This window comes from Candidatus Kryptoniota bacterium (genome assembly GCA_036567965.1).
GTDB lineage: Bacteria > Bacteroidota > Ignavibacteria > Kryptoniales > JAKASW01 > JAKASW01.
In genome coordinates, this window is sequence record DATCTN010000019.1 from 24,259 (window position 1) to 51,106 (window position 26,848).

18 protein-coding genes are annotated in these 26,848 nt (G+C 49.9%); 17 read left to right on the forward strand and 1 reads right to left on the reverse strand.

Going from position 1 to position 26,848, the window contains the following annotated elements; all coding sequences use genetic code 11:
• Positions 1-2: 2 nt before the first annotated feature.
• Entirely contained in the window at positions 3-683 is a 681-nt protein-coding gene (locus VIS48_07875) for a DUF1573 domain-containing protein (protein HEY9166061.1), read from the reverse strand.
• Positions 684-851: 168 nt separating this feature from the next.
• On the opposite strand from VIS48_07875, the gene VIS48_07880 reads away from it, so the two are divergent.
• The 17 genes from VIS48_07880 (at position 852) to msrB (ending at position 26,839) form a co-directional block, all read left to right on the forward strand.
• The gene (locus tag VIS48_07880) at positions 852-1,922 is read left to right on the forward strand and encodes a PA0069 family radical SAM protein (protein ID HEY9166062.1); all 1,071 of its coding nucleotides are present in this window, start codon (positions 852-854) and stop codon (positions 1,920-1,922) included.
• Positions 1,923-2,213: 291 nt separating this feature from the next.
• A complete protein-coding gene (locus VIS48_07885; GenBank protein HEY9166063.1) occupies positions 2,214-3,422 on the forward strand; it encodes a hypothetical protein in 1,209 nt (402 codons plus the stop codon).
• A gap of 175 nt (positions 3,423-3,597) precedes the next feature.
• On the forward strand, positions 3,598-4,908 hold the full coding sequence (locus tag VIS48_07890) for a trehalase family glycosidase (protein ID HEY9166064.1): 1,311 nt from the start codon (positions 3,598-3,600) through the stop codon (positions 4,906-4,908).
• Between the two features lie 925 nt (positions 4,909-5,833).
• Positions 5,834-8,932: a T9SS type A sorting domain-containing protein gene (locus VIS48_07895; GenBank protein ID HEY9166065.1), complete on the forward strand. Its 3,099-nt coding sequence runs from the start codon at positions 5,834-5,836 to the stop codon at positions 8,930-8,932.
• A gap of 67 nt (positions 8,933-8,999) precedes the next feature.
• On the forward strand, positions 9,000-11,324 hold the full coding sequence (locus VIS48_07900; GenBank protein HEY9166066.1) for a T9SS type A sorting domain-containing protein: 2,325 nt from the start codon (positions 9,000-9,002) through the stop codon (positions 11,322-11,324).
• A gap of 174 nt (positions 11,325-11,498) precedes the next feature.
• Entirely contained in the window at positions 11,499-13,763 is a 2,265-nt protein-coding gene (locus VIS48_07905; GenBank protein ID HEY9166067.1) for a T9SS type A sorting domain-containing protein, read from the forward strand.
• A 377-nt stretch (positions 13,764-14,140) separates the two neighbouring features.
• A complete protein-coding gene (locus VIS48_07910) occupies positions 14,141-16,069 on the forward strand; it encodes a T9SS type A sorting domain-containing protein (protein HEY9166068.1) in 1,929 nt (642 codons plus the stop codon).
• Positions 16,070-16,147: 78 nt separating this feature from the next.
• Complete coding sequence (locus VIS48_07915; GenBank protein HEY9166069.1) at positions 16,148-17,581, forward strand: ATP-binding protein; 1,434 nt, start codon at positions 16,148-16,150, stop codon at positions 17,579-17,581.
• Complete coding sequence (locus VIS48_07920; GenBank protein HEY9166070.1) at positions 17,578-19,239, forward strand: FAD-dependent oxidoreductase; 1,662 nt, start codon at positions 17,578-17,580, stop codon at positions 19,237-19,239. Before VIS48_07915 ends, VIS48_07920 begins: the two co-directional genes overlap by 4 nt.
• 140 nt (positions 19,240-19,379) lie before the next feature.
• The gene (locus VIS48_07925; GenBank protein ID HEY9166071.1) at positions 19,380-19,934 is read left to right on the forward strand and encodes a DivIVA domain-containing protein; all 555 of its coding nucleotides are present in this window, start codon (positions 19,380-19,382) and stop codon (positions 19,932-19,934) included.
• On the forward strand, positions 19,927-20,748 hold the full coding sequence (locus VIS48_07930; protein ID HEY9166072.1) for a purine-nucleoside phosphorylase: 822 nt from the start codon (positions 19,927-19,929) through the stop codon (positions 20,746-20,748). The genes VIS48_07925 and VIS48_07930 overlap by 8 nt, the downstream gene beginning before the upstream one ends.
• 14 nt (positions 20,749-20,762) lie before the next feature.
• Positions 20,763-21,014 carry a DUF2905 domain-containing protein gene (locus VIS48_07935; GenBank protein HEY9166073.1) on the forward strand — a complete coding sequence of 84 codons (252 nt, stop codon included), beginning with the start codon at positions 20,763-20,765 and terminating at the stop codon, positions 21,012-21,014.
• A gap of 6 nt (positions 21,015-21,020) precedes the next feature.
• Positions 21,021-24,236, forward strand: coding sequence for an isoleucine--tRNA ligase (gene ileS / locus VIS48_07940; GenBank protein ID HEY9166074.1), 3,216 nt, complete (start codon positions 21,021-21,023; stop codon positions 24,234-24,236).
• Positions 24,237-24,238: 2 nt separating this feature from the next.
• Positions 24,239-24,751, forward strand: a complete 513-nt coding sequence (locus tag VIS48_07945; protein ID HEY9166075.1) for a TraR/DksA family transcriptional regulator — start codon at positions 24,239-24,241, stop codon at positions 24,749-24,751.
• 1 nt (position 24,752) lies between these two features.
• Positions 24,753-25,397: a signal peptidase II gene (gene lspA, locus VIS48_07950; protein ID HEY9166076.1), complete on the forward strand. Its 645-nt coding sequence runs from the start codon at positions 24,753-24,755 to the stop codon at positions 25,395-25,397.
• The gene (locus tag VIS48_07955; GenBank protein HEY9166077.1) at positions 25,369-26,349 is read left to right on the forward strand and encodes an RluA family pseudouridine synthase; all 981 of its coding nucleotides are present in this window, start codon (positions 25,369-25,371) and stop codon (positions 26,347-26,349) included. Before lspA ends, VIS48_07955 begins: the two co-directional genes overlap by 29 nt.
• Before the next feature lie 91 nt (positions 26,350-26,440).
• Positions 26,441-26,839, forward strand: coding sequence for a peptide-methionine (R)-S-oxide reductase MsrB (gene msrB / locus VIS48_07960; protein HEY9166078.1), 399 nt, complete (start codon positions 26,441-26,443; stop codon positions 26,837-26,839).
• The last annotated feature ends 9 nt before the right edge of the window (positions 26,840-26,848 follow it).

Consider the following 26,848-nt stretch of genomic DNA (forward strand, 5'->3'; position numbering starts at 1 on the left):
AATTACCGTATCACCGCGTAGTATCTTAAGACAAGGACCGGTTGAAGTTCACTCGTTGTCTTAACCTGCACGATCCCCGAAAGCGCTTCAGCCTTTTCCCCGCGAACGAACAACTTCAAATCAACATTTTCACCCGGAACGACCACCCTACGGTCGAAACTTGAAGTGATTTCATTTCTGTCAGGTTCGACGCTGAGGATTTCCATGCTGCCGGAAGATGTGTTTGTCAGCGTGACGAAGGCGCTGTCTGTCTCGCCGACTTTGGCGTTCGGGAATAATATGAAGTTGGGAGTCGCCTGCAATGCGTATGATATGTGGGCATGAAGTTCAAGTGTCAACATGTGGTTCGACGGGTCGTCGCTGACTACGTAGATATTCTTTGTTACGTCACCGATGTATCCCGTCGGGTTGAAGTCGACTTTGATGCTTGTCTTCTGCCCCGGCGCGAGAACACTGTCGGACAAGAGTGCGGCCGTGCATCCACAACTTGTTCTCACCTGGGAAATGTGAACGGGTTTGTCGCCGTCATTCTTGAGCCGGAAAAACACTTCGACCGATTTGCCCGTATTATACACACTCCCGGCATCTATCACCCCTGAGCCCACGGCTATCAGCTTCGGTTGACTCAACGATATCTGGGCAGCAGCAGCAACTATGAATACAATTATCATTAGTCGGTGCATTTTATTTTTGTCCTCTCATTTGCAGAGTCTTTGCTCGACACCTGAAAGCTTTCAATCGGTGCCGACCCCGGCAAGGGGTCTCGTTTGAATTTAATCTTCGGACGACCATCAAACAAAAAGTCAGGAACTATTGATGATTTCGAAAGGGTTAGCTACCATGAGGACAAGATGACCAATCTAAAATTGCCGGGAAGGAGTTCCGGATTCAACCCGAAGAACAGGTTCGAGGAAATTGAACTCATTCCCAGCGATGATGACAACAGGTTTTTCCCGGACGAGGACAAATTTGAGCGGAAGGTTGAAACTCAATTCTTTTCTGACACATCGAAAAGCGCTTTGGCAAAAAACGACAGCCCGGATATCGGGTTTACGTACAGCCTCAATCCCTACCGCGGATGTGAACACGGATGTATCTATTGCTACGCGCGTCCGTCCCACGAATTCCTGGGGTTCTCTTCCGGACTTGATTTCGAGACCAAGATAATGATCAAGCAGGACGCTCCCGATTTGCTGAGAGAAACGTTCCTGAAGAAAAGTTGGGAGCCGCAAGTGGTGGCCCTTTCGGGAAACACCGATTGTTATCAGCCGGTGGAGAGGAAACTGAAGATCACTCGCAAATGCCTGGAAGTTTTTCTTGAGTTCAGGAATCCCGTCGGGATAGTGACCAAGAACTTCCTGGTAACACGCGACCTGGACATTCTCTCGGAGCTGGCGAAGTTAAACCTTGTCAGCGTCACCATGTCGATAACGAGTCTGAACCAGGAATTGACCCGGAAAATGGAGCCGCGCACTTCATCGCCCGCGAAGAAGCTTGAGGCAATCGAGATGCTGAGGAACGTATCCGTTCCGGTCGGCGTGCTCGTTGCTCCGGTCATTCCCGGCCTGACCGATGAAGAGATCCCGTCAATTCTGCGCGAAACATCCGCCCGCGGTGCGACGACCGCGAGCATGCAGATGGTGAGACTCCCGTATGCGGTGAAGGATCTTTTCGTCGATTGGATAAGGCGGGAATTTCCTGACCGTGAAAAGAGAATTCTCGAAAGGATAAAGCAAGTGCGCCACGGTAAGCTGAATAGTCCCGAGTTCGGAAAGCGGATGTCAGGTGAAGGCGAAACCGCGAAAGCGATACACCAGTTGTTCCACGCGTCGTCCAGGAAGCATGGATTTGCCGATGATCAACCTGAACTCTCTATTGACAAGTTCCGCAGGCCCGAGGGAAAACAAACGGAGATGTTTTGAAAATTGAGAGGCCGGAGACAATCTAGTCCCGGATTGATACGGACTGAAGGAATCAACCTGTGATTGTCGGGGGAAAATTCTCCTTCGGCACCCTGCAATCCTCCGAGGTATATCGGGAAGCACCTTCTGACTTTTGAAACTCTTCCGATTTTTCCTGAGATCGTTCGCTCGTCGTTGAAGGTCTATCTTGGCTGAGGACTTCCATGGGTGGTATCTGCCAAATGCTCGTTATGTTTTTTCTTGTTGATGGAAGAATTATAATTACCGTAGAAGGCAAAGGGCGGCATTATCGTGAAGATGACTCGAAACTTCATCTTTCTGAGGGCGAGCATCGTAATTTCGATGCTGATTGCATTTCTTGCTTCCTGTAAACAAAATCCTGAAGCTCCTTCGTCATCCACAGGCTCCTATCTCAATGAGTCCAATTACCGCGCGGTGATACTTAAGCTAACAGGATACAATGTGGTACGCATTACCCACGAGTCCGGAGAATATGTCAGAAGTTCGATCGTTACTCGAATCTCCGTGGGCTTGAAGGACTCTACCAGTTTCAGAGAATTATCGTCGGTTCCCTGTGAATATGATTCCAGTACCCTGACTTATCGGGCTCGCTTCGATTTCACGGTAGCCCTGGACTCAACAAGAATTCAGGCGCCACTGACGATCCGTTACTACACCAGAGGTTCAACGCCCGTCGACGTAGATACGACCGTCGATTTGATAACTTATCCCTGCAAAACTGACTGTGTCATTCTGGATAATTCCCAGCTTCCATCATATCTCACTTTTCAGGATGCGGCACGATACGGCTCGAAATTGTTTTTCCATCCTTACGGACCTGAAGGACTTTACGTGTTCGATCTGGATAATAAGACCCTCGCCGATTTGCTTGACTACGGTGGCGGAGACCACATTGCGGCAGACTCGACAGCTGTCTATTGCGATATCGGTCACGACCACATTTATAGATACAATTTGTCCACTGGACTGGTAAGCGACACGCCGATTTCGATTTATCCCCAGGAGATTGCCGGGCTATCGATTTTTAACAACTATCTCTTCGTGCTGGTCCGGCAGCAGAGTGGTGAGCTCACACTCAACAAGTACACACTGGGTGGAACGCCGATCGACTCGTTGCCGTTTTCGAGGAGTGTCTACTTCATGACGATCTGCGACAGCATCGTTTATTCCATAGACTCCAACGACCCGTCTGCAGATCAGATTAGCTGCTTCGACCTGAGGACGAAATCCTTTCTCCCAAATCTTCTTTCTCCCGCCCGGTTCAGCGGGGGGATAAAAGTATTTAGCGACACGTTGTATTATTGCGACTACTGGAAGAATTATATCGGTGCAGTTGCCTTATCTGATCTGATCCGTGCCTCTTGGCCGAGACGAGACCAAAGTCGTCCGGGTCGACGCGTGGCGCCAGCATGTCAGCGGGAAATCGTCCACGGTGCGGGTGATCTCCTGAGATCTGAATTTGCACGAGGGAAGAACTAAGGCGCGAATAGCCCGAATCATTCTGCGAGGATGTCTCACTCGCTAGATGGCACCATCTTTGGTGTCTGGTAATTCCCCTTCCTGTTTCTGAATTATTCCGTTTGTTTTTTACAGCAGTGATTCAAAAATTGTCTTCAGCTTGCAAACCACCAGTTCAATACAGGAGAGGATATCAATGTTTTCCATCAGAGATTCTCTTTTAACACGGACTTCAATACTTGTTCTGTTCTCGATGCTAACTGTTGCGTCGGCTCAGACGGTCGATCACTCGAAACTCAAAGCGGAACTGAAAGATGTTCTCCGGGAAATCGATACGGCCTATACGAGACTCCAACCTCAAGTCATCATGCCCGCGGAGGGATATCTTAAATATGACTACTTGATTCCCGCCGGATTCTACAAGCAGATGTGGGACTGGGACGGATTTTTTATCGGCAATCATCTCATGAATCAGAAAAAGGAAAATGCCAAATATCTCAGGTGGTGGGTGTTGAATTTCGTCAACTCGATCGATTCAAACGGCTACGTATCGGGATGCATAAACACAAAAGGTCCGAGACCGATTTTCGGGAAGTTCGCCATGAAACCATTCCTCTCCCAGGGCGCTTACCTTGTCGCGAAGAGGTCCGGAGATTTTTCGTGGTTGGTCCCGATTTATGACAACCTGAAGAAAGTGATCGCATACAGAGAAGCGACCGAGCTTGATCCGAAATACAATCTCTTCTTCTGGGACATCGGGGTACAGTCCGGCGCGGATAATAACCCGGCGGTAGGAAATGACGAGAAGGACCGTGACCAGGTAATGGGCTGCGACATAAACACATTTCAACTTCGAGAATACGAGGCTATGGCAGGAATCGCGAAGAAGCTCGGCCACAAAACCGACGTTAGCTACTTTGAAGGGAAAGCGGAGACGCTGAGGAACTCGATCATCAAGTATCTCTGGTTTCCGGGCGACACGTCGTTCTTCAACGTCAGGCGCGACAGCGGCAAACCAATAAAACGAGTGAGCTATTCTAACTTCGTACCTTTGATCGAGAAGATCCTTCCGATGAATGAAGGCAGGGAAATGATTCGGAGGTATTTGTTAAATAAAGATGAGTTGCTGGCACCATATGGGTTCAGGTGTCTCTCGAAAAAGGATCCGGAATATAATAATGAGATCATGATTGATCCGTATTCCAACTGGCAGGGGCCAATCTGGATCAATGCGAACTATCTCGATATGATCGCGCTGATGAATTATAGGTTTACCGAAGAGCCGAAATTGGTCGCCGTGGAATTGGCAAAAATGGTTCTTGCCGACATCAGGACATGCGGATCGATGCACGAGTGCTACAATGCGGATACGGGCGCGCCCCTCGCGCCCACAGCCGAGGAATCACCGAACCACATCTTCACCGGCTTTGTCGGTTGGAATCTTCTGGTCCAGGATATACTCCAGGGAGCAATCGCGGGAAAGTGGATGACGTTCGACGTGAGATAGCCTGCCACGACCCGCGGCAAGACTCCTATATGTGATCTCAATCAAAAGTACAGGCCGGGCATTACATCTCCCTGATCCAGGATTACCGTTAAAATCCTCCTTTTGGCCCCGCTCGCCCCACTTCTACATCCTTTAGGAACCTGCCGCGCGGCAGCCCGAATTTGATAAAGCCATTGCCCCATTTCCCACGGAACTCACCTCCACCAAAGAATGTTAGCACCTAAGTAAAACTAGTGTTGGCAGCTTCTTACCATCGTTGAGCGTTAACTCGTTTGCCGGCTGTGATTGATTTCTGCCGTTCCCGGAAAATTTAATACGGGATTCAGAACGTCACCCGATTTTCCTGCTTTTAGTTTTGGTTGAATCGCAGACTCATTTCTCTGATTCATACAAGGAGCATACAGGAGGACCTGAAGAGATTGCAAGTTGATTACCATGATGGCCGGATCCGGATTGCCGGTCTTTTTATCCTCGCGCTAGCTCTCCTTCTCAGTTGTCAGTCATTTCAATTGTGCCGCTTGGCAGCCGCCCCCAATTGTGACGGCGCGCGGCACGGAAGAGATTTCGCACGCGACATTCAACACCCCGCAAGACCTTTGGGAGTACGACCCACCAGTCGCCGGGACGCTGACGCTCCCTTCTACGATTTCGCCATCGGAAGTGTAACTCTCACGAGAGTCAAGAGAGAAAATTTTGTAGATTTTACAAATTTCATTTCGTCATCCCATCGAACTTATTACTCACCCGATTCAACCGGAACATTCATCACCACATATTCTTGCCCCTCAGCAATCGAAACCCGTCTCTCATTCGTCCGACTGATCTGATCATTTAATTCCACCATTTTCGGATTTACGCGGGTCAACGCGGCGATCCGCATTTTTCTTTATCCAAATTAAAATTCAAATCGCCAGGAAGGAACTTAATGAAATTTATGAACCTCATACGGAATCAACTGTTGCTTCTGCTCATTCCTGCAGCGGCGGCATTTTCCCAATCACTAATTGATACCCTAGACTCACCACTTGACGGACAGGTGAACGCGGTGATTGTCAACGGCACAAAGATTTATATGGGCGGGAGCTTTACAAAGATCGGATATTCCACCGGGCCAGGAGCTTTGCTCGACACTGCCACAGCCTTACCTGACCGGACGTTTCCGAAGTTCGATCCTATGGAGGGGCTCGGCACATACCTCTTCACGTCCGCTCCGGACGGATCAGGTGGATGGTATGTCGGCGGACAGTTCAAGTACATCAACGGTGTGCTGAGGAAATATCTCGCGCACATCCGTGCGGATCACACATTGGATCCGTGGGATCCCGAACCGAACAGCTTCGTCAAAGCGATATGTGTCACCGGAAGCCGGGTCTACATCGGCGGAGTGTTTGATTCGGTAGCGGGTCAGCAACGAGGTTATGCGGCTGCGTTCAACAAATCAGACGGATCATTGCTTCCGTGGAACCCGCAGGCTGATAATGTAGTGACCGCATTGCAGGAAATGGGACAATACGTTTACATCGGGGGCTACTTTTATAGTTTGCACAGCCAGACTCACCTGGCAATAGGTTCGGTCGATACCGTTAATGGAAATCCGACGAACTGGTCTTTCTACAATACGGTTCCGTCTTTCTCGGGATACATATCGAGCTTTATTTACACCGGCGGCTACCTCTATGCGGCGGGGCTGTTCTCCATGATCGACAGCGTAAACCGACTCGACCTCGTGAAATTTGACCAGGCGGGAAATGTGGTGATGAATTGGAATCCCGGCGCGACTCTGAGCGGCGGCGGGGATTACGCGACAGTACTTGCAGTCTCAGGCAGCAACGTCTTCGTGGGCGGTTCCTTCACATCAATCGGCGGAAGATCTGTTACAAACCTCGCGGCCATCGACACCGGGACCGGACTCGCCTCGGCCTGGAGTCCGAATCCCAACAACAATGTCGCCTCACTGGCCGTCTGCGGATCAAAGCTGTATGTCGGCGGACCATTCACGTCGATCGGCGGAAGAAGCATAAGCTACCTGGCAGCGATAGACACGTCGACAGGGAACGCTACGACATGGGATGCCAAGTTGGACAATTATCCATGGACCATCCTTCCAAGCGTTGGATCGATATTCGCCGGAGGATACATGCAGTCGGCAGGTTCAACCACCCGGAAGGGGCTGGCCTGTATCGACTTCGCAACCGGGCGTCTGACATCGTGGAACCCGAACGCGACCGGCGGACAGGTTCATGCGATCGTCATCGCTAGTGATAAGTTGATCGCCGGCGGTGAGTTTACAAATGTCGGCGCGAGTAATCTTTCCATACCGTACTTAGCGGCGTTTGATACAACGAGTGGAAATCCGATCCAGAGTCCGACGTGGCAGGGAAGAGCGGGAGGAATCGTCAGATCTCTCCTCGTTATGGGAAACAGGCTGTATGTCGGAGGAGATTTCTTCTCACTCGACTTGAACAGTCGCAGTTATCTCGGAGCAATTGACAAAACAACCGGCATCCTCAACCCGTGGCATCCGACTCTGGATAATGGCGGAGTATGGTCCATGGCGTCCTCAGGTACGAAGGTCTTTGTCAGCGGCTTCTTTTCTAACATTAACGGAACAGCTCGAGGGTACGCGGCTGCATTCGACACCACGAATGATCTCCTCACTTCGTGGGATCCGGAACCCGATAATTTCTGTTACGCGCTTGCAACGTTGGGAAACAAAGTCTATCTCGGAGGACAGTTGTTCAGCGTCGATGGTAACTCGTCTGTAAAGAGCCTTGCAGCGGTCGACACCTCTTCGGGCGCGCTTTTCCCGGGGTTCAATTCAAATTTCGCACTCGCCCTGAGCGTTTATGCAATCGCTGCGATTGACACGGACCTGATTATCGGTGGACAGATGTCCAGCTCATACAGCCCGAATCGTTCCGCGCTTGCGTACCTGAACCCTAACACGGGATCTGTCGAGGGGTTCAATTCACACATGAACGAAGACATAGGTACCGCGACGGTCTACTCGCTCGCACTCGGGAACCACACTCTCGTGGTTGGTGGACAATTTCTAAATGCCAACTATTTTCCTCAGGCAAATCTCTTAGCCTATTTGGACAGTTCTATCGTGGTCGGTCCGAAGCTGAAAATTGTACCTGACACTATTTCATTCGGATACGTCTTGGACGGCCAGCACAAAGACACCACCGTCACACTGGAAAACATTGGATCTGCAGATTTGAATATTACCAGCGTGACTTCGACCAGTCCCGAGTTCTCAATCACGCCGACGAGCGTCACGATTCCCGCAGGCGGATCAGTTTCAGACTCCATAAAGCTGACAGCATCCGGAACGACACATGTCGTCGCACTTTTGCTTTATTCAAGCAACTGCCCGACTAATCCGGACACTGTATGGGTGGATGCGAGACCTGAGTCGCCGCTGCCGGTGGAGGTGACTTCCTTTTCAGCTTCGACTGGAGAGGGACAGGTCGTGATTAGCTGGAAAACGCAGTCGGAAGTCGACATCGCGGGTTTCAATATAATGAGACTCGACCCGGGCGCGGCATCTTTCAAGTTGATATCAGGATACACAAGTAACGATAGATTGAAAGGACTCGGGACAAGTCCGACCGGCCGGTCGTACCAGTACAGCGACACGAAGGTCGCGTCGGGCGGGAAATATGAATATAAGCTCCTGAGCGTGTCAACCGACGGAAGCGTAAACAACCTCAACACTATTAGTGTCATCGTGGATGTCCCCAAGGAATACGCGCTGTACCAGAATTATCCTAACCCGTTCAACCCGTCTACGAACGTCAGATTCGATTTGAAGGAAACTTCTTCAGTGAAATTGATCGTCTTCAATTCTATCGGGCAACAGGTCTCCGAATACGATCTGGGTCAACTGGAGGGAGGAAGATACGCCCGCGAGATTGACATGAGCCGATACGCGAGCGGCGTGTACTATTTCAAGATAGATGCTTCCGGCACCGACGGGCAGCACTTCACTTCAATTAAAAAAATGGTTCTTATGAAGTAAAGAGAACCTGCGGGACTCGCGCGCTACAAATAGACATGGCGACGAGATGAACAGCAAGGAGAAAGAAATGTTTAGCACAATATTCGGCGTGAAGTGTCTCAGAATTCTCGTCTTGTCCCTGGCGACGATGGCGATAAGTGGTGGCTCGGCGCTCGGTCAGGGACAACAGGCGGTCACATTTATTGTTCCCATTTCGGGCGGATTCAATGGCACGAGCATAACGACTGTGACTGGCGCGAGCAATCCATCGCCAGAATATCCGTTCGGAAATAATCCAATAACAGAGACCGGCAACGGGTTTTTGGTCAACATCGGGTATAGGGGATGGAGCAGCCAAAGCTGGGTTGATATTCCGAACGGTTGGACTGTCGCCCATTTTGCCCCGAAGGTGACATACATGACTCAAGACACCATGGCGGCCACAACAGGAATTATCATCCAGTTTACGAACGGAAAAGTGATCCTGATAAAATTCGGTGTTGCCGAAGGAGGAAAGGACTCGGTGTATGTCGGAGAAATCGGCACGTCCGGATCGGTCGGTTGGGACGACATAAAAGGAGACGCGATTTATTCACTCTCGAACCAGGGATTGTTTGTGAACAGGGATAATACGCTACAGACCTGGGAATTGGACAGCACGGGATTGAGCGGCGCTCAGATTTACGGTTTCGCTTTGGATCGGACACAAAACGTATTCGCGGCGACAGACCACGGACTCTTTACTCAGTCTCCGAATTCAAACACATGGAGTAAGGTCACGTCGTTCACGGGATCGTCGAGCCTATATCAGATTTTCATCGACAGGAAGAATCGATTTCTCGTGGCGGGAAACGGCGGCGGATTATGGCTGAGCACGGATAACGGATCAACATGGTCAGAAGATACATCAGGCATCGGAAGCGAATGGCCGAGCCTCATGAGCGACGATGCGTACGGAAACCTTTACACTGTCACTGATAATCCGTTCACATCGGTTTTCCATCTTTACAAATCAAGCGGCGGAAGCGGATCGTGGCAGAATATAGACGGACCGATACGGAGCATTTCCGTTCGCGGCTTTGGCATAAACAGTTTGTGGGGTGACAGTGCACTCTTGGCCGCCACTAACTTTGGAATTTTCATAAGCACGGACCAGGGATCCACCTGGGCCGTCGACAACGAAGGCATACCCGCCTCAAACATTTACGGAATGGGAATGACGGCATCAGGGACGATACTCCTAAGCAGCGATCTTGGAATTTTCAAGAACACTCCTCCCACCACCTCGTGGACGAAGTCATACCCGCAAAATGGTTTTCAGGGTCAGCTGAGAATTTTTACGGACGGCGCTGGAAATCTGTTCACGCTTGACCCCGGCCTCGGACAAAATCCGCTGGGAGCGATACCGATTGTTAAAAGCACAGACAATGGAAGCACGTGGGTACCTGACACCACTGGCCTATCCGCCGTGGGCGGCACGGTCTTCTACGTGGATGAAACAGGTGCGGAACATTACTGCAACTCGTTATACGGTTCGATCCATTATTCGCAAATCTGGTCGAAGCCTTCCGCCGGGGTGTGGGCGCTGGACACGGCTGGCCTCCCGAATCTGAATTATAGTTACTTCTCGTCGATGACTTCCGATCATCATGGATACCTCTATGCGAGCGGGTATTTCGGCGGGGAAAAGGTTGCCCGTCGACCTATCGGAGGCGGGACATGGACCGTCGACACAAACGGTCTGGGAAGCGCAATCACGAGTTTCTATAATATGGTCCCCGGCACGAACGGTGAAGTGGTCGGTTACAACGGCGGGATCTTGATGCGGCGGTCGGCAGGGACATGGACAAAAGTTCCTGTCCCCTCACAACTTTTCTTTCCATCAATTAATTCCGTATCCGTCGACAATACTGGAGCCATATTTGCTTCGTTCATCGATTTCAATGACAACGGACTTGGAGTATTCTACACGACGGACAACGGCACAACATGGATAAGCGTCGGGCTCGACAGCATCAATGTCAATTCGTTAGTCTCATTCGGTGATTCCACTTATGCACTCACCCGCACGTCAGGAGCTTATTATGTAAGTAAGACACCTGTGACTGCAGTAAAGACTCAGACATTGCAGCCTGCCACCTTTTCGCTCTCTCAGAATTATCCCAACCCGTTCAATCCGTCAACAGCAATCAGCTATCAGCTGCCAGTCGTCAGCCGCGTGACTTTGAGGATATATGACGTACTGGGACGGGAAGTGGCCAAACTCATAGATGGGATTCAAACTTCCGGCAAACACTCAGTTACCTTCGATGCGTCACGTTATGCAAGCGGTGTCTATTTCTACAAGCTTGAAGCGACGGGCAATGACGGGAAGAAATTCATATCGACGAAGAAACTGATGCTCATAAAATAGCACAGCTGATCATGACATTGAGCCGTTCAGAAGTGACTCTGCGCAAAGAATGCCGGATATCCGGGCGATGAGCGGGGTAGGTTTATGCCTGCATCCTCATCGCGCTCTGGCGCTCAACACGTGAGACCACAAGTTGCTAACGCCGCATACTCATCGTAACCGAAGAGGAAAAACATGAAAAAAGTTCTAGTCGCAACGTTCGCTCTTCTTCTCCCGCTGTCATCAAGCTATGTCGCACTTGCACAGGATGAAACACCGGCGGGAGATCAGGTCATAGACGAAACGATCATTCACGACCAGCCTTATCAGTCCCAACCCGGCTTTTTCTTGAGAGTAACCACCACAGCGAAAGGGGTCCGAATATACTATCAGGACAGCTCCGGCAATTGGAAATTGTCAAGATGGGCACAGGAATCTTACGACTTTCCCCCGAAGGGGCAGGAAATAAAAGATGCAAGACACAAGTCCGGCGACCAGTATAAGAATGAACTGTTGATCATGCTGACCGACGGCTCAGTGTATGCCATGGTGCTCCCCGGCGGAAGACTTATCTCGAAGGGCAAGTTAGATCCCAACGCTGGGCTTCCGCGCAAGATCGGAGGAGACGCAATTTACGCCATCACCTCAGGCGGCGTTTACGTGAACAGGGACTCGACAACCAATTTATGGAGCATCGACACTGCCGGATTAGGAAGCGTGTTCCTCAATGACATCGCGCTCGATACACTCCTCAATGCTTTCCTCGCAACTTCGAATGGCCTGTTCAAGCAGGCGCCTGACTCGACTGGTTGGAGGATGGTGAGCGGCGTTAGCGGCGGTGTAAACGCAATCTTCGTTGACCGCATAGACAGAATCTATGCGTCTACTTACTCGGGAGTCTACTACAGCACCGACGACGGCAACACGTGGAATTCGCTTGGCACGGGATTGATAAATTATAACGTAAACAAATTCGGCGATGATATCTTCAGGAACATTTACGCCATCGATGGAGCCGGAGTTTTTAGGTCCGATAGCGGAACAACATCTTGGGTGAGAATTGATACTCCGATAACTGGAAAGATCCTTGACCCGATTAATTCGTACAGCTCACCATTCAATAGCATCAATGGCGACTCCGATTTGTATCTCGCGACGAATTACGGCTGTTTCATGAGCACAGACCGCGGTACATCGTGGTCGGAAGCAAATGAAGGGATCAGTGCGGAAAATCTTTTCGGGTTCGCGCAATCTTCTGATCGCAATTTTGTTTCGACAAGCCTCGGCCTGTATTACGAAGAGAAAAATGATACGGTATGGACGAAAGTCTTTCCCTCAAATGGATACGAGACCGGCACGGCGATTTATGCAGACTTGAATGGGAATCTTTACACTCAAGGCCCTCTTCTGGATAATTCCGTTTATGGAAGTCTGCCGACAAATTGGAAAAGCACGGATGATGGTACGACCTGGTTTCCGGACACTGCCGGTCTGACAGCGATCGGCACTGGGCAGGTTCCCAAATATTTCGCCGATGAGAACGGGGTCCAGCATTATATGTTCTCCGGTTCCGCCGCGGACTGTTACGTGAAATCATCCGGTTCTCCGTGGCTGCCTGATACGACCGGATGGGGAATCCTACCGCAGAATTATCCCAATGTTTTCGGAGTTGACGGCGAGGGAAATCTGTACGCGGCGATTACAAACACGGTAACCTACACAGGCTTACTTCTCCGTCGTCCGCTTTCCGGAGGGACATGGGTTCTCGACACCGCAGGATTGAACGGTGCGATAATCTACAGCATAACTCCTGACAAGGCCGGAAATCTATACGCCGGCACTTGGGGGAGCGGGATCTATAAGAAGACTGGAACTACATGGTCCTCCATTTCTTTGCCTAACGGTCTCGGCGGCAACTCGGCGTTCGTAACCGCGGAGGACAAGTCCGGCGCTCTATTTGCCGGCTTTGCCACACAGGGAGCTAATTTTAATTACGTGTGGCACGGAGTCTATTTCACGACAGACGGTGGCTCATCCTGGACCAGTGTCGGACTTGACAGCATTGCGGTAATAGCACTCGTGCCTTCGGGAGATTCGATCTACGCGGTAACGTACTATGACGGTTTGTATACCTTGGCAAGAACCGGCGCACTCGGCGTGAAACAAATGTCAAACGCGCCGAGTTCTTTCGCGTTATTCCAGAACTATCCGAACCCGTTCAATCCGACGACCTCGATAAGCTACCGACTTCAAGTCGTCAGTCGCGTGACTTTGAAGATATATGATGTCCTTGGAAGAGAAGTAGCCACCCTAGTGGACGGACTTCAAATTTCCGGTGAGCATTCGATTACTTTCAATGCGTCGCGATATGCGAGCGGAGTTTATTTCTACAAACTCGAAGCGACAGGTAATGATGGGAAGAAATTCATTTCGACGAAGAAGCTAATGTTGGTCAAATAACGGAAGGGGAATCTATGATGTTCAACTTAAGAAGCACCTGTACCAGTTTACTGGGATCATCTGTTATTTTTTTGTTTTCCCTAAATACCGTATTCGGGCAATCTTCTCCTGTTGGGGGAAACCTCTACAGCGACCCAATTACTGGTTCGGATGGGAACTATCTCTCAACATCTAATGGGGTCTTTCAGGGCGTCTACACTCCCCCTGCCGGTGTATATTACTCTCCGTTATATAGACCACCATATGGAACACACATCGTTAACATTTTGCTCTCGTACCGGGGACTTAGTGACATAGTACATGTTCTATTGGACAACGGGACGGATGCAGAACTTTTCCTTTCGCAGACAAAGGATCATAAGAATGGCGAACCCCTCATGAAAGTCGATTCCTCGAGAAGAGTCCCCACGCCCGAAGACTCTACGGGATGGAAAAAACTCAAGGGCGACGCCCTTTATGCACTCGGTACGCCATGGTCTTCATCTTCTCCGATACTATATGTTTCAAGAGACAGTGTAGAAACCTGGCAGGTTGACACGAGCGGCATCAACGGTGCTAAGATACAAGACATCAATCTCGACACTCTGCAATATGTTTATGCCGCAACTGACAACGGTCTCTTCATTCAGAATCCGGATTCCAATGTCTGGCATAGAGCTACGTTTTTCACTCAAGCGACAAATCTCTATTCCGTCTTTATCGACAGGAAAGATCGCATTCTCGTCAGCGGAAACGGCGGCGGCTTGTACATCAGCACCGATAATGGAGCATCATGGAACAGCGACGCTTCCGGGGTCGGTTCAAATCAAGTCCTTTTGATAGCAGACGACGCTTACAACAATCTCTACATATCTGCGGGCACATCGATTTTCAGTTTTGGAGCACACATCTACAAATCAATGGGGGGCACTTCTTCCTGGGTGGAAATCGATTCGTCTATTACTCGAATTGTAAGTAGTGCCAGTTTCCAAAACATGCAAATCAATTCGCTGTCCGGCGATAGCATCCTTGTCGCAGGAACTTCGTTCGGAGTGTTCGTGAGCACCGATCAAGGAACAACCTGGGCGATGAACAACAACGGAATCAAAGCTGAAAACTTCTCCGGCATGGTGAAAACGGGTTCCGGAAAAATCCTCATGAGTTCCGCACTTGGAATATTCTCAAATACTCCTCCCGACACGGTGTGGGACAAAACTTATCCACAGAACGGCTTTGAAGGTCAACTTCCTCTTGTCAAAGACGGCCTCGGAAACATATACACGCTCGATCCGGAAATCTTTCTTCATTCCGGCAACGGTGCCATCGCGATCGTGAAGAGCACGGATGCAGGATCCACTTGGTCCCCTGACACACTCGGTCTTTCAGCTGTAAATGGTGGTTTGTTTTATGTTGATGAAACCGGCGCGCAACATTACGGCGGAGGTCACCAATTCTTCGGCACCAACCCGGATTTGTGGACCAAACCAGTTAGCGGCTCGTGGACTATCGACACGACAGGTTTTCCCACGCAGAGCACCAACTATGTCGCGTGTATGACTTCTGACCGTAACGGCTTTCTTTATATCAGTGGAAACCTCTCCGGCAAGAAGGTCATGAGAAGACCCGTTGGCGGGGGCACTTGGGCGGCAGATACGTCCGGTGTTCCTTCGTCCGTGCCTTCGTTCGTACAGATGGTACCCGGAACAAATGGAGATGTATTTGCTGTCGGCGGTCCCTCCGGTTCGGGAATAATGCGTCGATCGGGCGGAACCTGGTCAACACTGTCTCTCCCTTCTTCACCCACGCCTGCATACGTCACCGCACTCTCAGTTGACAACTCCGGTGTGCTCTTTGCAGGATTTGCAGATGCCAACTATATGGGACTCGGAGTCTATTTCTCAACTGACAACGGAACTTCGTGGTCATACGACGGACTGGACAGTGTCATAGCTACTTCACTTCTATCGTTCGGCGATTCGACATACGCCCTCACGGACGGCGAAGGCGCGTTCTACCTCGGAAAGAGTCCCGCCACGAAAGTGACAGGCAAATCGACAGCGCCGAGTTCGTTTGCGCTTTACCAGAATTATCCCAACCCGTTCAATCCCACGACGGTGATAAGCTACCGACTTCCAGTCGGTAGTCACGTGACGTTGAAGGTGTACGATGTGTTAGGGAGAGAAGTCGCTACTCTTGTCGATGGTCTTCAAAATCAGGGTAAACATGAAGTCACATTTGAAGGATCGCGTTTTGCGAGTGGCGTGTATTTCTACCGCCTCTCCGCCGAAGGACAGGTAAGAGTATCGAAAATGCTGCTATTGAAGTGAACTGGGTCCTGCTATGATTGTGGCAAATCGTGTCCCTGAAGGTCCAACTTGAACCTCCGCACTAGCACTGTCTGACAGATGGAATCCGTAACTGTAGGCGATCTGAAAAAAGTAATAGCGCTAAGAGACCTGCCGGACGAACATCTGCGCTGGATCCTTGATCATACGGAATATTGCGAATATGCGGATGGAGACCTGATTGCAAAATACGGTGACGAAGCCGATGTCATGTGGATAACGCTGGAAGGCAAAGTTGTTTTTTACATGTATGTAAACGGGCGTCAGGTCTATTATTTCACATTCGAAAACAATAATCTCTCGGGTGGCGTGGGCGGTTTACTCCCGTACTCAAGAATGAAGACTTCTCCTGGATACTCCTACGCGTCAGGAGACGTAAAAGTTCTCAAACTGAATAAAAAATATTTTCACGACCTGGAGACTCTTAACCCTGATTTCATTCAGCGTCTCATCGGTTACATGACGGAGAGAGCCAGAGTATTTGCCACCACTCAGCTTCAGTACGAAAAAGTAAATGCCCTCGGTAACCTCGCCGCGGGTATAGCACATGAACTCAACAACCCGGCCGCCGCTATCAGCCAGATTTCAGATGAGCTTGAAAAGAGATTGGACCGCAATTACGAGCTTACGAGGGAATTGCTCGGCAGCGGAGTCGAACCGGGACAAATTAAATCCATCCACTCACTTGTCGAAAAAAGAGAAGCTTCGCTCGACAACAAGAACAAACTTACTACTCTCGAGTTGATGGAAAACGAAGACGAGCTTGCCGACTGGCTGGAGCAGAGCGGTTTCAGAGATAGAGAAGCCGCGGAGACTTTTTCGGAATCTGGATTTTCTGCATCTGAGTTACAGAACATTCTAAACGACTTGGGCCGGGATGCGTTCGTCCTTGTTATCCCGTGGCTCGAGAATCTCCTGAGCTCGTATAGAATTGTCAAGGATCTCAAAGCAGCTTCCAATCGCATTTCTAAGTTGGTCGGATCAATAAAGAGCCACGTGAATATGGACAGAACGAGTGACCTGCAACCGACCAATATTCACAAGGACATCGATGACACGCTCACACTCCTGGGGTTCAAACTCCGTAAGAAGAATATTTATGTCAAGAAGAAGTTCTCTGAAGGAATGCCAGCCGTCCCCGCCTACGTCGGTGAGTTGAACCAGGTCTGGACTAACCTCATCGACAATGCCATCTTCGCGATGGGGAATGACGGCGAGCTCTCAATTGAGACGACACACGATAACAAAGAAGTCACCGTCAGAATTACTGATAACGGTTCTGGAATCCCCAAGGAGATCATCTCCCGGATTTTTGATCCGTTCTTCACGACAAAGAAAGTCGGTGAGGGAACAGGAATCGGCCTGGATATAGTAAGCAGGGTCGTGAAGCGTCATAACGGCAGAATAGAGGTCAAGTCTGAGCCGGGCAAAACAGAGTTTGCAGTTCACATCCCGATCGAACACAAAGTGGAACCAAATCAGGAGGAAGGATGAAACTTCCTTATATCATTATTATTGACGACGATGTACAAGTGCTGCATGCAATACAGCGGGACATCCGGAATGAATACCGGGATGAATACCGAATTGCGGCGACGGAATCGGCAATCGAAGCTCTGGAACTGATCAAAGATTTGAGGCTGAAAAATGATACGGTGGCGTTATTTATTTGTGACCAACGGATGCCTGAAATGGACGGGGTGACTTTTCTAGAGAAGGCGAACGAGATTTTCCCCGCCGCAAAAAAAATCCTCCTCACCGCGTATTCGGACATTGAAGCAGCGATAAAGGCAATCAACAATGTGAAACTGGATTATTACTTACTGAAGCCCTGGCATCCTCCGGAAGAAAAACTCTTCCCGGTTACAAATGACCTGCTTGACGAATGGCAAGCGCTCTATAAACCAGACCCGGACGCAACACGAATCGTTGGTTTCCAGTGGTCTCCTAAGACTCATCGTCTGAAGGAATTTCTTTCCGGAAATCTGGTTCCCTACATCTGGATGGACATTGAAAACGATCCGGAAGCTGAAAGGTACCTGGCAAGTGCGAATGTCACCAGATCAAACCTTCCGTTGGTGGTACTTAAAGATAGTTCTTTCATGATTGATCCTTCACTGCCTGATCTTGCTGCTAAAGTGGGGCTCCAGCAAAAGGCAACCAAAGATATGTATGACGTACTCATCATTGGTGCAGGGCCAGCCGGGCTTGCCGCATCCGTATATGGTTCTTGCGAAGGACTCAAAACGCTTCTCATTGAAAAGAGTAACCCGGGTGGACAGGCGAGCAGCAGTACTCGCATTGAGAATTACCTCGGTTTCCCAACCGGTCTTTCGGGAGCCGAACTCACGAGGAGAGCAATCACACAAACTCTTCGTTTTGGAACAGAGATTCTTACTCCCACAGAGGTGAAGAATATTACCTTGCAGGATGGATACAAGATCACAAAGCTGGTTGACGGCTCAGAAGTCCATAGTAAAACGATCGTGATCGCTACCGGTGTGGCTTATAGAAAGCTCGAAATCCCGGGACTGGAAAATTTCGCCGGTGCAGGTGTCTATTATGGTGCAGCCTCGGTTGAAGCTCACGCATGCCGCGGTGAAACGGTATACATCGTGGGCGGTGGGAATTCGGCTTGCCAGGCAGCTATGTACCTGAGCAGGTTTGCAAAGGAAGTGAACATCGTGATCAGGCGTGCCGCACTCTCAGAGACGGCCGCGAACTATCTTGTGGAAAATATCAGACTGACATCCAACATAAGAATAGTTGCCGATACAGATGTAATCGGTTGTTCCGGCTCAACCTTCCTGGAAAACATCACGCTCAAAAATGCTACGACTGGTGAAGAGATGACCGTGCCGGCAAAAGCGCTGTTTGTTTACATCGGCGCAAAGCCCAGCACAGAATGGCTGGGCAGTCTTGTGCTGAAAGACGCTAAAGGTTTCATAATCTGCGGAGGCGATTTGTTGAAGGACAAGTCGTTTGATAAGTTCTGGAAACTAAAAAGAGATCCGTTCATGCCGGAAACAAGCGTACCGGGAATTTTCGCGTCGGGTGATGTACGAGTTGGAGCAACTCCAGGCATTTCTGCTGCTGTCGGAGAAGGGTCTATGGCTATCCGGTTCGTACGTAAATACTTGCAGGAAGTGTAAATGCGCGGAGGCGTTTTCTCAAACCATATGTGACCGTCACTTTTAATGTGACGATCACCTTCCGTTACCTTTTCCTATCCTTTGATTTTCCTTCCAACAACATTTATATTTGTCCCTTAGACAACGAATTAGCCGCAGAAATGAGACTTACTCCTCTTCAAATTCGAAAACAGGAATTCTCAAAAAAGGTCCGTGGACTGGATCCTGAAGAAGTTGAGGCATTCCTGACGACTGCCGCGACAGATTTCGAGGAGCTTCTGAAAGAAAACATGGAGCTTCGCGCACAAAAGTCGGCGCTTATAGAGGAACTTCAGAATTACAAGAAACTCGAAGATTCCTTCCGCTCTCTCGTAACCCAGGCTGAGAAGGCGGCGAACGAGTCGACCGAAGCTCTGCGCAAAACAGGAAAGATTGTCCAGCACGAAGCGGAAGTGAGAGCCCAGCAACTCCTGAACGAAGCGTCCGCAGAATTGACGCGTGCAAAATCCCGGCTGGCGGATGTGAAGAACCTTCGCGAGACGATTGTCAAGACCATCAGAACAATCCTCACCGCCCAGCTCGACATGCTTAGCTCGCTCGAGAGTGAGCTCCTCAAACAAGAACCTCCATCGGATGTGCTCGACATAAAATCGATTATCGAATCTATTGAACAATCCCCCAAAGCTTCTCCGCAGGAACCAGACCAGCATGAGTGAGCTGCGTACCAAAATTCAGGAGTCGGTCGATTTCATCAAAACGAAATCAAAACACGAACCGACTGTAGCAATCATTCTGGGCACTGGGCTCGGCGGCTTAGCGGCTGAGATCCGGAAGCAGACAATTATTGATTACGGAGACATACCTCACTTCCCGCTGTCGACAGTGGAATCGCATCACGGCAAGTTGATTCTAGGTAAGCTGGGAGGAAAAAATATTGTCGCGATGCAGGGCCGGTTCCATTTTTACGAAGGTTACACGATGGAACAGATTACGCTACCGGTAAGAGTGATGAGATTTCTCGGTGCGAGGACGCTTCTCGTCTCGAATGCCGCCGGAGGATTGAATCCGAATTTTCGCCGCGGCGATCTGATGATCATCGTCGACCACATAAACCTTCTCGGCCAGAATCCCCTGATTGGTCCGAATGACGATAAGATGGGCCCGCGCTTTCCTGACATGAGCGAGCCTTATTCAAAAAGCCTGATCAAGACTGCTATTGTTGCTGCCCTCGATCTGAAGATCAGGGTCGAACGGGGTGTCTTTGCTTCAATGACGGGTCCGAGTCTGGAGACGCGTGCCGAGTACCGGTTCCTTCGGATGATCGGCGCTGACGCGGTCGGGATGTCGACAGTACCGGAAGTGATCGTCGCAGTTCACATGGGGATGAAGGTCTGCGGCTTCTCAGTAATCACCGACGAATGTTTCCCTGATTCGCTCGCGCCGGCCGATGTGAATGAGATCATCCGGGTAGCTAAAGAAACGGAACCCCGGCTGACGAAACTCATGAAAACAGTCGTCGAGAGACTTTAAGTGGAAAGTTTTGAATGGAACCAATCGGAAACGGTCTGCAGGGCTTCGGCAGGACTCTCATCGTCGTCGGAGGGGCGATATTGCTTATCGGCCTCCTCCTTATCGTCGCAGAGAGAATTAATTTTCCGTTTTTAGGAAAGCTTCCGGGTGACATTCTTATAAAACGGAAAAACTTCCAGCTATACTTTCCCATCGTGACGAGCATCGTTTTAAGTTTGATTTTATCTATTATCATGTACATTATTTCGTACTTTTCAAAAAGGTAAACTGAATTGAGCAAGAAAGATCGTGTCGTCAAATTCAAGGAGATTACCGACAAGATTAAGTATTCGGACCTGGACCATGAGGTGCTTGAATTCTGGAAAGAGAACAGAATTTTTGAAAAAAGTGTAAGCGAGAGATCGGGCAGACCGAATTTTACATTTTATGAAGGTCCTCCCACGGCAAACGGGAAACCTGGCATTCACCACGTACTCGCCAGGACACTGAAAGATCTGGTTTGCAGGTATAAGACGATGCGGGGCTACCAGGTCCACCGGAAAGCGGGCTGGGATACACACGGCCTTCCTGTTGAAATTGAAGTCGAGAAAAAACTGGGGATAAAACACAAAGACGAGATCGTCGAATTTGGGATCGAGAAGTTCAACGCCCTCTGTAAGAAATCTGTCTTCGAGTACAAGGACGAGTGGGAAGAGATGACCGAGCGCATCGGATACTGGGTCGATCTTCAGGATGCCTATATCACGTGCGAGAATTACTACATTGAGTCGGTGTGGTGGGCGCTGAAGAGATTCTTCGACGCGGGTTTCATCTATAAAGGTTATAAAAGCCAACCGTATTGCCCGAGATGCGAGACTTCTCTTTCATCTCACGAGGTCGCGCTCGGATATGAAGACACCAGGGACACAACCATCTTCATTAAATTGAAAGTCAAAGGCGAGGAGAATACTTTCTTTCTCGTGTGGACGACGACTCCATGGACGCTTCCGTCGAACGTTGCGATCGCTGTGAACAAGAGCGAGGACTACGTCAAGGTCGAGAACAAGGGACAATATCTTATTCTCGCCAAAGCGAGACTCGGCATCCTGGATGGTGAATACGCAATCGTTTCGGAATTCAAAGGAAGCGAACTCCTCAACCGGGATTACGAGCGACTTTTCGATTACGCCCCCGTTACAAAACGTGGCTTCTATGCGACCCACGGCGATTTCGTGACGATGGAAGACGGTACAGGCATCGTTCACATCGCGCCGGCATTCGGCGAAGACGACTATCAAACCGGCCGGGCCTACGATTTACCCTTTCTTCAGCTCGTCGACAAGAGCGGGAACATGACTCCGGAAGTGAAGGATTTTGCGGGGAAGTTCGTGAAAGAGGCGGATCCGGAAATCATTGAAAATCTTAAACACCGGGGCCTGCTGTACAAAAAGGAAACGATCGTCCACAGCTATCCGCACTGCTGGCGCTGCAAGACCCCCCTCCTGTATTACGCGCGTGCATCATGGTACATCGCCACCACCAGATACGCGCCGAGGATGGTCGAACTTAACAAACAGATCAACTGGGTTCCGCCGGAGGTGGGAACCGGGAGATTTGGGAACTGGCTGGAAGAGAACAAGGACTGGGCACTTTCTCGCGACAGATTCTGGGGAACCCCGCTGAATATTTGGGTTTGCCAGGATCAAAAGTGCGGCCACACGGTGTCCGTCGGAAGTTTCGAGGAGCTGAGGAAGAAAGGCAAGAATGTTCCTGCAGACCTCGATCTGCATAAACCGTTTGTCGATGCTGTCATCCTGAAATGTGAAAAATGCGGCGGCGAAATGAAGAGAACGCCTGAGCTCATCGACGTTTGGTTCGATTCCGGTTCGATGCCCTTCGCACAGTATCATTATCCGTTTGAGAAGAGAGACTGGTTCGAGAGCCGATTCCCCGCGGATTTCATTTCCGAAGGGATCGATCAGACGCGCGGCTGGTTCTATTCGATGCATGCCATCGGCACTTTTCTCTTCGACAGCCCGGCGTATAAAAATGTCATCAGTCATGAGCTCGTGCTCGACAAGGACGGACAGAAAATGTCGAAGTCAAAAGGGAACGCGGTTGATCCTTTCAAGGTCGTATCCGACTTCGGCGCTGATGCCGTCCGATGGTACCTTGTAGCTTCGAGCCCGCCTTATAAACCGAAACTATTTGATGAGAGCGGACTGCTTGAAGTACAGAGGAAGTTCTTCAGCACGCTCCTCAACACATACGCGTTCTTCACTCTATATGCCAACATCGATGGGTTTGATTATTCCGAGCCGCGCATCCCGGTGAACGAACGGCTCGAGATCGATCGGTGGATCATCTCGGTGTTGAATTCATTGTCCGCCGATTACGCGAAATGGATGGATGCATACGACGTGACGCGCGCCGCGAGAGCAGTCAGCGATTTCACGATCGATCAACTCTCGAACTGGTACGTCCGCAGAAGCAGGCGGAGATTTTGGAAGGGCGAAATGGCGAAGGATAAGCTGTCCGCTTACCAGACCCTATACGAATGCCTCATTACTGTTGTAAAGCTTATGTCGCCATTCGCCCCTTTCCTTTCCGAAGAACTCTACCGGAACCTGAATGGTGTGACCAAACTCGAATCCCATCCGTCGGTTCATCTCTCTCCTTATCCTGACTTGAAGAAGAACGAGATCGATCCGAAACTGGAAGAGAAAATGGCTCTCGCCGAAGAAATAGTTTATCTCGCCCGCGCGATGCGCGCGAAGTCAGGCCTCAGGGTACGCCAGCCGCTGCGACGCATAATTATCCCGGTGTCCTCGCCTCATATGCGTGAAACTATTTCTCAGGTTGAAAACGTTATACTCGACGAACTCAACGTCAAATCCATTTTGTATGTCGATGACGATTCGGAATTCGTTAGCAAGGGGGCGAAACCGAATTTTAAATCCATCGGCCCCAAATTCGGCAAAGACGTGAAGAGTGTTGCTGAATTGATTAAGTCAATGTCCACAAATGAAATCAGGGCGTTGGAGAAAGAAGGGTTCGCTGATCTGAAGACCGAGAGTCCGAATGGATCCCTTCGGGATAAAGCTTTTCGCGTCGTCCGCGACGATGTTGAAATATTTAGCCAGGAGCTCAAAGGCTGGCTCGTCGAATCGGACGGCAATCTGACTGTCGCACTCGATACAGAACTCAGCGGCGATCTGATCATGGAAGGAATCGCCAGGGAATTTGTGAATCGTATTCAAAATATGAGGAAAGAGGCCGGGTTTGAGGTGACAGACAGGATTTCTGTCAGTATCGACTGTCCTCCGGAACTATTTAATGCTGTGACGGGAATGTCCGATTATATAAGATCGGAAACACTCGCGTTGGAACTGTCGACCGGCTACAGGGCAGGCGAGTACTCTCAGGATGTTGAAATAGAAGATCATAAGTTTAAAATTTCAGTTAGTAGGGCAAGCAACCGGAGAATTGACTCCGGGAAAGGAGTCTGAACATGGCTAAGAAAAAGGTTGTGAAGGCAACTAAGGCTGCGAAAGCGAAGGGAATAAAGAAGGCGGTTGCGTCTGAGAAAAAAAGGGGAACACATCCTCCAAAGGCCGTCGCAAAAGTTGCCCAGAAGAAATTGCCTCCGAAGAAGGGATTCAATAAGAGCGAGCTCGAACATTTCCGGGGAATTATTTTGGAGAAGCGGAAGCAAATCCTGGAGGAGATTGAGCTCATGAACGAGACTCTCAATGACAACTCCGGAGGGGATTACTTCGAGGAAAACTCACCGTATTCTCTCCATATGGAGCAGGGCACGGACACAATGGAAAAGGAGAAGAATTATCTTCTTGCCGCAAGGCAGAGAAAATTCCTCGAGTATCTCGATGACGCAATCAAACGGATCGACAGGCGAGTATACGGATTCTGCCAGGACTGCGGGAAGCTGATAGACAAGGCACGACTCGAGGCGGTTCCTCACGCTCAGCTCTGTATCTCGTGCAAGTTAAAGAGAGGACAATGAATTGAAAGTTCTATATGTAACACTCTCCGTGGTAGCAGCAGACCAGGTAACAAAACTAATCGTGAGAGGGCTGCAAATCCCATTTCTTGGAATCAATCTTCCCGGGATGCCGCTTTATGCAAGCAAAGAGGTCATAGGAGACTTCCTCAGATTGACTTACATCGAGAATCCAGGGATGGCATTCGGCATAGATTTCGGATGGAAATCTTTCTTCGCGGTGTTTTCAATCGTGGCAAGCATTGCGATCCTCCTTTATCTATATAAAGTGAGACAGGAAAACCGCGTGGTAAGGTTCTCACTTGCTCTGATACTCGGTGGTGCGATAGGAAATCTGATCGACCGGGTATTTTATGGACCGCTTTTCGAAGGCACATCGCTATTCCACGGTCGTGTAGTGGATTTCATTGACTTCGATTTTTTTAATGTGAGTCTGTTCGGTTATAATTTTTCTCGGTTCCCGGTTTTTAATCTGGCCGACGCCGCGGTAACAATCGGCGTCGTAATGCTCCTAATATTTCACAGGCGGGCCGCCGTCGAATCTGAAATCCAGGTGGCTCCCGCTGAAGATGCTGGACAAGCAAATTCTGCGGCAACTTCGGGATCGGTAGGTCAGGGAAGTGAACCCACAAGCGCTTCGAAGGGTTGAGGTTCTCGTTGCACCCGGACAAAAAAAGAAAGAGCGGATAGATAAGTTCCTCGCGTCTCAGGTCGAGGGATCGAGCAGGGCGAAGATTCAGAAGTATATCGATGAGCACAGGGTCCTCGTAAACGGCGAACCTGTCCGGGCGAGTTATAGGATCGCGCCGGGCGACCGGATAATTCTCGACATTCCAACGTCTGCACCTCCCGTCAAAGTCGTCCCGGAAAACATTCCGCTGAATATCGTTTATGAAGATGACCATCTGATCGTCGTGAACAAGCCCGCAGGAATGGTCACGCATCCGGGACACGGCAACTGGACCGGTACTCTCGCCAATGGACTCCTTTACCACTGCAACTCGCTTTCGTCTTTGAACGACGCTTACGTCAGGCCGGGCATCGTCCACCGTCTCGACAAAGACACAAGCGGTCTCATAGTGGCGGCGAAAGACGACGCGACTCATTCTTCACTCGCGAGACAGTTTTTCGACAGGACTATCGATAGAGAGTACTGGGCGCTGGTGTGGGGTAAGCTTTCCTCCAGGCATGGCGTCATCGAGGCGGACATCGGCAGGAGCAAGAGTGACCGGAAGAAATTCGCCATAGTCGACCAGGGAAAATTCGCCGCGACCGAATACGAGATTCTGCATGAATTCGAGTTCCTGACACTCGTCCGGTTGAAATTACGGACCGGAAGAACACATCAAATCCGGGTTCACCTGTCTCACATAGGCCATCCGGTTTTTGGCGATCCGACATATTCTGGTCGCCGCATTCACTTCATCGAGCCAACACCTCGGTACAGACAGGAGATCTCGCACCTTTTGAAGATCATGACCAGGCAGGCACTCCACGCAAAGACCCTTGGCTTTTACCATCCGTCCAACAAATCGAGGATGCATTTTGATTCGGAACTACCTGCCGATTTTACAGCCGTCCTTGATAGGATAAAATCCTGAGGATTACCAATTTCGCGGGAGAATTATTTCCGGCTCGCCGTTGTTTTCATAATGTCAGAACGTAATTGCTAACAGATTCCGGAGATCAATTATGGAAAATGATAATCTGAAGGATGATGGAAGGTGGAAGAAAGAACTCACGCCGGAGGAGTACCATGTTACTCGCGAGAAGGGGACGGAGCGTGCTTTCACCGGGAAGTACTGGGACTTTCACGAGCGCGGGATGTATAAGTGCGTATGCTGCGGCACCGAGTTGTTTGATTCCGATACTAAGTTCAATTCAGGTTCAGGCTGGCCGAGCTTCTTCCAGCCGGCCTCCGAGGAGGTAGTAGAGGAAGACAGTGACTTGAGTTTCGGAATGAAGAGAACGGAAGTTAAATGCAGAAAGTGTGGAGCACATCTCGGACATTTGTTTGAAGATGGACCGAAGCCGACGGGACTCCGGTATTGCGTTAATTCAGCTTCGTTAAAATTCTCGGGGAAAAAGTAATCTCTCGAC